General features: G+C 54.7%; 9 protein-coding genes and 1 pseudogene. 4 read left to right on the top strand and 6 right to left on the bottom strand.

Going from position 1 to position 8,200, the window contains the following annotated elements; translation table 11 throughout:
- Window positions 1-393 precede the first annotated feature (393 nt).
- Window positions 394-1,497 carry a hypothetical protein gene (locus EJA70_RS07955; RefSeq protein WP_158830397.1) on the top strand — a complete coding sequence of 368 codons (1,104 nt, stop codon included), beginning with the start codon at window positions 394-396 and terminating at the stop codon, window positions 1,495-1,497.
- 3 nt (window positions 1,498-1,500) lie between these two features.
- A complete protein-coding gene (locus tag EJA70_RS07950) occupies window positions 1,501-2,070 on the top strand; it encodes a LemA family protein (protein ID WP_158830396.1) in 570 nt (189 codons plus the stop codon).
- A gap of 139 nt (window positions 2,071-2,209) precedes the next feature.
- Here the strand turns inward: EJA70_RS07950 and EJA70_RS31065 are convergent.
- A pseudogene (locus tag EJA70_RS31065) lies at window positions 2,210-2,396 on the bottom strand (DUF6124 family protein); the annotation flags it as partial.
- Between the two features lie 236 nt (window positions 2,397-2,632).
- Between EJA70_RS31065 and EJA70_RS07945 the strand changes: the two are divergent.
- Window positions 2,633-3,115, top strand: a complete 483-nt coding sequence (locus tag EJA70_RS07945) for an N-acetyltransferase (protein WP_158830395.1) — start codon at window positions 2,633-2,635, stop codon at window positions 3,113-3,115.
- A gap of 254 nt (window positions 3,116-3,369) precedes the next feature.
- Here EJA70_RS07945 and EJA70_RS07940 read toward each other — a convergent pair whose 3' ends face one another.
- Window positions 3,370-3,828: a helix-turn-helix domain-containing protein gene (locus EJA70_RS07940; RefSeq protein ID WP_158830394.1), complete on the bottom strand. Its 459-nt coding sequence runs from the start codon at window positions 3,826-3,828 to the stop codon at window positions 3,370-3,372.
- 93 nt (window positions 3,829-3,921) lie between these two features.
- Between EJA70_RS07940 and EJA70_RS07935 the strand changes: the two genes are divergently transcribed.
- Entirely contained in the window at window positions 3,922-4,863 is a 942-nt protein-coding gene (locus EJA70_RS07935; RefSeq protein ID WP_158830393.1) for an aromatic alcohol reductase, read from the top strand.
- A gap of 141 nt (window positions 4,864-5,004) precedes the next feature.
- Here the strand turns inward: EJA70_RS07935 and EJA70_RS07930 are convergent, their stop codons facing one another.
- From EJA70_RS07930 to EJA70_RS07915, 4 genes are all read right to left on the bottom strand, one after another.
- Window positions 5,005-5,364 carry a DUF6124 family protein gene (locus EJA70_RS07930; RefSeq protein WP_158830392.1) on the bottom strand — a complete coding sequence of 120 codons (360 nt, stop codon included), beginning with the start codon at window positions 5,362-5,364 and terminating at the stop codon, window positions 5,005-5,007.
- Window positions 5,365-5,811: 447 nt separating this feature from the next.
- The gene (locus EJA70_RS07925) at window positions 5,812-6,201 is read right to left on the bottom strand and encodes a hypothetical protein (RefSeq protein WP_158830391.1); all 390 of its coding nucleotides are present in this window, start codon (window positions 6,199-6,201) and stop codon (window positions 5,812-5,814) included.
- Between the two features lie 52 nt (window positions 6,202-6,253).
- The gene (locus EJA70_RS07920) at window positions 6,254-6,634 is read right to left on the bottom strand and encodes a hypothetical protein (protein WP_158830390.1); all 381 of its coding nucleotides are present in this window, start codon (window positions 6,632-6,634) and stop codon (window positions 6,254-6,256) included.
- A 638-nt stretch (window positions 6,635-7,272) separates the two neighbouring features.
- On the bottom strand, window positions 7,273-7,632 hold the full coding sequence (locus tag EJA70_RS07915) for a DUF6124 family protein (RefSeq protein ID WP_099758868.1): 360 nt from the start codon (window positions 7,630-7,632) through the stop codon (window positions 7,273-7,275).
- Window positions 7,633-8,200: the final 568 nt, after the last annotated feature.

Here is an 8,200-nt window from a genome sequence, read left to right as displayed (position 1 = left end):
GCAGAACGACCCAATCTTTGAAGTCGTTGTCGTAGCGGTTACCCATTTTGGACATTGTTAAGCACCTTCGCCCTCTTGAGTAGTTGAGTCAATCAACAAGGGCGACAGGTAGCCTGACACGGAGGGGCCAGGTCAAAAGATCGCAGCCTTCGGCAGCTCCTACATGAATATCTTGGGCAGCGGAAACAGCGCGTGTGCTTCGCTTTAACAGGGGATTGCCTGTCGCAATGCTCGACCATTGCCAATGCCTGCTATCCGCCAGAAGCAGTGATGGCACAACAATGGTATCGTCCACTCCTTTTCAACATTTATGACAGTTTATGAACAAAGCCAAATCCTCAATCCAGGCCGTTGCTCGCGCATCAGGCATCCCTGAATCAATGGATACCTGACATGGCCAACACATCGCAGAACGCGAAATTAAACAAGTTACTGGCTGACAGCGAAGCCAGTCTTGCCACGGCTCAATCCAATACCGACCTATTGAAGACGATCCAAGAGTTCGTCTCGTACAACGGCCCGCTCAAATTCAGTTTCACACGCGCATGGTGGTTTTTCGGCGCGGGCCTGCTATTGATCGCGAGCGCTGTGGCCTTTCCCAAGTATGCGAACACCTACACCGTCGCTTCTTTTTTTTACCGTCTGCAAATTGACCCCGACTTGTTCCCCGTGATCCTTGGTGTGCTCGGCATCGGTTCTACCGGTGGAAGTCTGGCATGGATGAAGACCAAATCTGATCGTTTGCCTTCACTCAGTAGCAGAATCGCTCGCCTGTCATCCTACTTCCACAACGGATTGACCCGCCTGGCAGAAGACCCGCGCTATACCCTCAGCAAGTTGGATGCGCAATTTGCTGATTACCGGCGGGGCAACTACAGCCGCGAATTGCTGCAGTCGATGCAGGGTGTATTTACCGGCCCGCTGCACAACCTCGCTTACGAGTACCACCGCCTGCACTACGTCGACAAACGAAAGGTAAAAACCACCGTTAACGACGGCAAGGGAGGCACTAAAACAGAGACTCGAGTGGTGTATGACCACTACGACCGCTACAGTCTGGTCATCGACTTTCCGTGGGTCACCGGCGTATCGGTCAGAACTGACGGGCAATCACAAAACGACTATCCGAGCCGCATGGACACGGCGTCTCCGGATTTTAATAAAGCGTTCCGTTTGACCGGGCGCAGCGAGATGACCTGTGCGAAGTTCATCAAACCTTCGACGGTGCTGCACTTGTTGAAGGTATTCAACGTACTCAAGGTTCCGAACCTGGAGTTCGCCGACAGTGGAAAACTCTGCCTCAGCTTCGCCAACAGCGACCTGCTCACGTTCGGTACTCAATATTCGCTGTCTTCACCCAACGAGTTTTACGCAGAAATTGCTGCGGGTGTCGAACTGCCGGGCCTGGTGTCTGCACTCCAATGGAGCCATGCACTCGGTGAACTGCACGATGACAACTTTGCCGCCTCTCCCCTAACAAGCCGCCAAGAGAAGTAAGACATGGACACTACACTCACCCTCGCCATTGTTATCGCCGTAGTCATCATCATAGCGGTCGTCATCATCTATAACGGCATTGTTGGCGGTCACAACCGAGTCCAACGTGCCTGGTCGGACGTCCTCGTTTACGAACGCCAGAAGACAAAGGTGCTCGACCAACTGCAAAAAGTGCTCGCAGACTTCATGGTCTTCGAGTCCAGCCTCCTCGAAAAAATCGCCGGCCTGCGCAGCGCGATCCACAGCCTGCCTGCTGGAGCGGACGGCAATGCCCTCGCGACAGTAGAAACCGCCTCACGGGAGCTGATGGGTGGCTTGCGCGTCACCTTCGAGGCTTACCCTGACCTGAAAGCATCCGAATCGGCGAACAACATGATGCGCGAAATTACCGAACAACAAGAAAACGTCGGCGCGGCCATCACCATCTACAACCGCAACGTCGAACTGTTCAACAACTCCATCGAAATGTTCCCAGGCTCCGTCGTCAATGGCCTGTTCAACAAGAAATCGCCGGTAATACCGTTCTCCGATACCGAAGCATCGCAAGGTTTCTCCTACACCCCGAATTTCTAATTCGCACAATACGTCGACCATCCCCCGTAAAGGAGATGGTCGACCACTCCCCCTTAGCCGAACACAATTACTATGCCCCACCCAAAACCCCTGTAGGAGTGAGCCTGCTCGCGAAAGCGCCAGAACCAACACCGCTCAATCACCCGGTAATCCCGCCCCCCGCATCACTCCGCAACTGCAAATTATCCAACACCCGATTCACCGCCAACTCCCCAAGCATGATCAACTGCGCAACCCCCAACAACCCGACGTTGCGACGCCGGCAACAGACCGGCGACGTTCTGCGCAATGGTCTTGGCCGAAGCGAGCGTTTCGCTGGCGGCTTCGTAGAGTTTTTTCGAGTCGGGAGATGTCTTTTTAACCATTGGCATCTATCGGAATCTTCATTGCGTCTCGGCCCCCACCACCGATCCGTCCCCTTGCCTCAACAGACGTAAGCGTCCGGCTAACACATCCCCCTGAAGCTGACAAGGAACCATTGCCTCCACTGAACCGAGGCAGTAGTGGTTATGCGGATTCTGTTCTCTATAATCACCGACCGGCCATGTTTAGGGTGCCTGTTATGCCAACCTCCGCTGATCAAAACTCCGCTGTCGTTTTATGCGCAGCGTCCAATAACGACCTGGAAGATCTGGTAGCCATCAGGATTGAGGCCATGCGCGAGAGCCTTGAACGGCTTGGACGATTTAACCCGGATCGTGCGCGCGAACGATTTCTTGGTGGGTTCGACGCTAACAGCACACGCCGCATAGAAGTCTCAGGTGATCTGGTCGGTTTTGTCGTAATCAAAGACCAGCAGAGCGAGCTGCTGCTTGACCACTTGTATGTGATACCCAGTGCTCAAGGAGCAGGAATCGGCTCTGAAGTGCTCACTCGGATTTTCAGAGAGGCGGATGAGATCGGGCGTCCCATCAAGGTGGGTGCTCTCAAGGAAAGCGCTTCAAATCGCTTCTACACTCGCCATGGCTTCGAGTTCGTCGAAAGCGGTGAATTCGATAATTATTATGTCCGGGCTAACGGTAATGCCGTTGATTTGGGCAACTAGGCAAATCTTGATACGGTGCCCCGTCAGGAACATTCAAAGGTACGGATCTATTTTTCAAGAATCAATCCAGGTCCTTTTCCTGAAAGCCATAATCGCCAAAATCTTTCAGGTCGATGTACCCCGCAAGACAACTCGGTCGGCCCCCTCTCCCTCCGGGAGAGGGCTGGGGTGAGGGCCGCTTCTACTCGCAAGCCCCCCAAAACCGGCAACAGACTGGCAACGTTCCAGGCAATGGCCTGAACCAAAGCGACCATTCAATCGGCCGCATCCAAATCAACCAGCCCCACCACCGGAACCTGCCAAGCAGGTTTTTTCCCACTCTGACCATCAAACGCCCGACGCGCCTCGCGAAAATCATCGACGTGCTCCACAACCCACGTCCAAATCGGCGACATACGAACCAACAACTCCATCCCCAACGCCGTCAGCTCGTACTCAACATGGGGCGGCACTTGAGCCAACTCCCGCCGTATCAACAGACCATCGCGTTCCAGCGCACGCAGCGTCTTGGTCAACATGCGCTGAGTCACGCCCGTCATTTGCCGTTTGATCTCGGCATGACGCATCGTGCCGTACACACCCAGGGCATGCAGGATACCCAGTGACCAGCGGCTACCGGCGTGAGCCAGGACTTCGCGCCGCACGCCATCATCGTCTCGTCTTAGCGTCTGGCAGATCGCTTCTGCCTGGCTAAGGGTTTCCTCATCGGTCATGTGTCCCCCTGGTATCACGCGTGTGCCTTCTTCTGAGCGCTGCGCAATCGTGCCAGCATCGCCAAATCATACAGACGAATCTCAGGAGACATCATGACCGAAACGACCCACCCTTCCCCACAATCCATTCTCGTACTCGGCGCCGGAGAACTCGGCCTGCCGGTGCTGCGCAATCTTGCGCGGGTAGCCAAGCGCTCGCCCGGCAGCACCATCAGCGTCCTGCTCAGGGACTCGACCATCAACACGCAAATCCCTGAGAAAAAACTGGAAATCGATGAACTGCGCAGCCTGGATATCCAGATGGTTGCTGCAGACCTGGTTAACGATTCCATCGATCAACTGGCCGAAGTGTTCGCAGCATTCGACACCGTCATAGGCTGCGCAGGCATGGTCGCGGGCCGTGAAACGCCGATGAAACTCGCGACAGCAGCGCTCAGCTCCGGCGTGAAGCGCTACTTCCCCTGGCAGTTTGGCGTCGATTTCGAAGTGATTGGCCGGGGCAGTCCGCAGGACTTGTTCGATGCGCAACTCGACGTGCGCGAGTTGCTCCGCGCCCAGGATAAAACCGAATGGGTGATCATCTCGACCGGCATGTTCACCAGTTTTCTGTTCGAGCCGGTCTTTGAGGTCGTCGATTTTGACAACCACACCGTCAACGCCTTGGGCAGCCTGGAAACCAGCGTGACGCTCACGACACCCGAGGACATCGGCAAGCTGACAGCGGACATCGTTTTCTTCGAACCGCGCTTTCGCAATGAGATCGTGTACCTGTCTGGCGACACGGTGACGTATGGGCAGGTGGCGAGCCTGCTTGAACGTGTGCTGGGGCGGCCCTTCAAGCGTAACGTCTGGACGGTGCCGTACCTGATGCAGGAACTGGAAAAAGACCCCACCCACCACATCAAAAAATACCGCGCCGTATTTGCCCAAGGCAGAGGCGTGTCGTGGCCTAAAGCGGGGACGTTCAACGAACAGCAGTCGATTCAGGTCACTACGGCTGAACAGTGGGCTCGGGATAACTTGGCAGTCGATTGACGCAAAAAAAGCAACCCGACACTCGCGGCTGGAGAGCCAGCACACTCCCACCTTGGAACACACTCAAAGGTGGGAGCGAGCCTGCTCGCGAAGGCGCCAGAGTTCACACCTGATCAATCACCAAGTGCCCTGACACCTGCATCACTCCGGCAACTGCAAATTATCCAGCGCCCGATTCACCGCCAACTCCCCGAGCATGATCAACTGCGCGATCCCCAACAACGCCCGACGCTGCGACGCCGGCAACAGACTGGCGACGTTCTGCGCAATGGTTTTGGCCGAAGCGAGCGTTTCGCTGGCATCCGTCAGCAGTTCTTCGTTTTTGTTGTCGGCCGTGACGGCGTACATCCCACGGTTTTTGCGTGGCGGCGGCGTGGAACCGGGTGGACAGAGGTAATGATCGAGCGCGCGGTCGGCGGCTTCGTGGAGTTTTCTGGAATCGATGGATTCGTAGGGGGAAAGCGAAACGGTTTCGGGCGGGTTGGGTGTTGGTTTGATCATGGTGAAGCTCCTTTGAAGTGAAGCTGCCAATTCCTGTCGCTAAACAGGAAGGGTGGCGGCTGTACGCAGGTTAGCGAACCGGTCAAAGGCACCCGGTAGACCTCGAAAGGTCTCCCGCATACAGCCACCATAACGAAATTGCAGACATACAGATCCGCAACGAAGCCTGGAACGCTGATGCACCTTCAACTTGAGCCGAGTCGCTAAACCCGATCGCTGATTCGTCAGCGACCGCAACACAATAGAACCCGCCCCCAAGGCGCACAAGCCGGCGGATTCTGGCGTAGCTGTAGGCAAAGGCGCAAGGATGTGTAGCCTGCGAGAATGTCTGGAGATGTTTTTAAACGTTCGCGTTTATCGAGACCTCATTCCGTCACGTACCCGCAACAGATCCGTCCCCTTATCCCAATAGACGTAAGAAAATGGCCGAGATTGCTAGCCTGGTGCTTACTCGAACAGTCCTAAATATTCCGCCCAACCATACAAAGCCAGAATTCCCAGCAGAGAAAATGCATTCAATCGATATGGAATTTCGACCCACCGCCGCAAATTCAGCGGAAGGCTCCGGACATCTTCGAGGGCACCCGGATTATCCAGCAACAGGCGCGAAGGACGTTTACGCAGCAAAGCAGTGATCAGATTGAGCCTGTACCTGCGCGCCCAAAACCCGGAACGTCCCTTCTGCGGGCAGCTGTGGAGCAGAAAGCAATTTTCAAGGTGCAATTCAATTTCGGAAAGCTTGAAATACCCGACATAGATCATCACCAGAACGTTGGAGATGATCAGCACCAGTAACGCAATGCCAGTGGCGGCGAACAGAAGTTTGATTTCAGTCATGGGGAGAGTTCGTAACCGACCTCACCGAAGGACTGATTGTCTTTTTGCCCCATTACAGAAAACCTCTGTATTTCCCATAAAGCCAAACCACCCACGATCCACCCCACACGAAATAGCCGACATGAAATGGACTCGTCGCCCAAAACCTGAGTCCTCTGGGAAGGCGTTGAACGGCGTCAATCAACAAGGGTTCCTGCCGTTGGATACTCTTGGATGTAATCAGCCGGCTGACAGCGGCCATCCGCTGAGTTCTCGAGTAAAAACTTCCCCCTGATGAACCACAGTCCATGGATAGGTACAGCCACTCATCAAAGTGTTTTTCCAGAGCATCGAGTTTTGTGTAAACGGAGTAGAAAATCATTGCGCAGTTGATCACGCCCATCATGATTTGCGCCCCACATGCCAAGGCAAATACTGTGCTGGTGATTTCCATTAATCGGAATACTCATGAATTTCTTGCCCCAATAACTCTCCTAGCTCCGTCATCTTTGTTCCTGTCTCCACGGACCCTGCCGCACCGACCACAAGCACACACAAGTTTTCCCATTGCCCAATCACCGTTACGCACAGCATCGATGAGTTTTTGCTCATTCGCGCCTTGCATGTAGTTGTCACGATGCAGGCACATGGCGTTTAACAAGTCGTCGAATCCGGGTAAGTCGTCCGGGCGATTCAATGCCTGTCGGAAGTGTTCCATGGATTGGTAGGAATCGAGGATCTGCTCTCGCTGACTATGGAACTCGCTTTGTGGGATGAGTCTGGTCACGTCCGTGTCCCGTTCTGAAAACGCAGGACTTTGGCGAACGGACTCAGATTTGAATGCAGGATGGATCGGTGTTCATTGTAGGGAAAATCCGGTTTTCTGACTCGCAGACGCCGGGCTCAAACCATCAATGTTTTATAGCGGTACTGGGTGGGGTAGAAATAGATCCGTAGCCAATGTTTGCTCCCACAGGTATCAGCGTCGTACACAACATCTGCAATCAGCATAAAACCCTGTGGGAGCGAGCCTGCTCGCGAAGGCGCCAGAATGAACACCCGATCAATCACCAGGTGATCACGGCACCCGCATCACTCCGGCAATTGCAAATTATCCAACGCCCGATTCACCGCCAACTCCCCGAGCATGATCAACTGCGCAATCCCCGCCAGTGCCTGGCGCTGCGATGCCGGCAACAGGCTGGAGACGTTCTGGGCGATGGTTTTGGCCGAAGCGAGTGTTGCACTGGCATCGACCAGCAGTTCTTCGGTTTTGTTGTCCGCCGTCACGGCGTACATCCCACGGTTTTTACGTGGAGGCGGCGTGGAACCGGGCGGACAGAGGTAATGGTCGAGCGCGCGGTCGGCGGCTTCGTGGAGTTTTTTGGAATCGATGGATTCGTAGGGGGAAACCGAGGCGGTTTCAGGTGGGTTGGGTGTTGGTTTGATCATGAGTGAATCTCCAAATCATAGAAAAGGAGCCATCATCTTTCGCTACCAAACGAAGGGGTGGTGGCCATACGAAGGTTGGTAGACCGGTGACTTGGAGAACCGGCGCGCCCGAAGACGCCCTGCGCATGGCCACCATAAATACACAGCCTCAAAAAGGCCTGCATCGGGTGACGCTATGCGCCAAGTCTAAACCGGGCTACCAAACCCGATCGCTGATTCGTCAGCGACCGAACCACAATAGAATCCGACCCAAAAGCGCACAAGCCGGCGGATTCTGGCGTAGCTGTAGGCAAAGGCGCAAGGATGTGTAGCCTGAGAGAGTGACTAGAGATGTCTTTTTAAACATTGCCGTTTATCGAGACGTCATTCCCATCACGTATCTCTAAATCGGTCCGTCCCCTTATCTATGCCTTACCCCTAGCAAAATGCTCAACAACCTCGCTGGACTTGCCCCTACAAAACCGGACACCAACTCCCCGTTAAATTGATGCAGCTGCCAAGCGCCTGAACTCCCTCGGTGAGCGATAGTTCAAAGCGCTGTGCGGATGCTGCTCGTTGTAATGCTCAA

This window comes from Pseudomonas sp. PB103 (assembly GCF_009764635.1).
Taxonomy (GTDB): domain Bacteria; phylum Pseudomonadota; class Gammaproteobacteria; order Pseudomonadales; family Pseudomonadaceae; genus Aquipseudomonas.
This window is presented reverse-complemented; position numbering and strand designations above follow the sequence as displayed.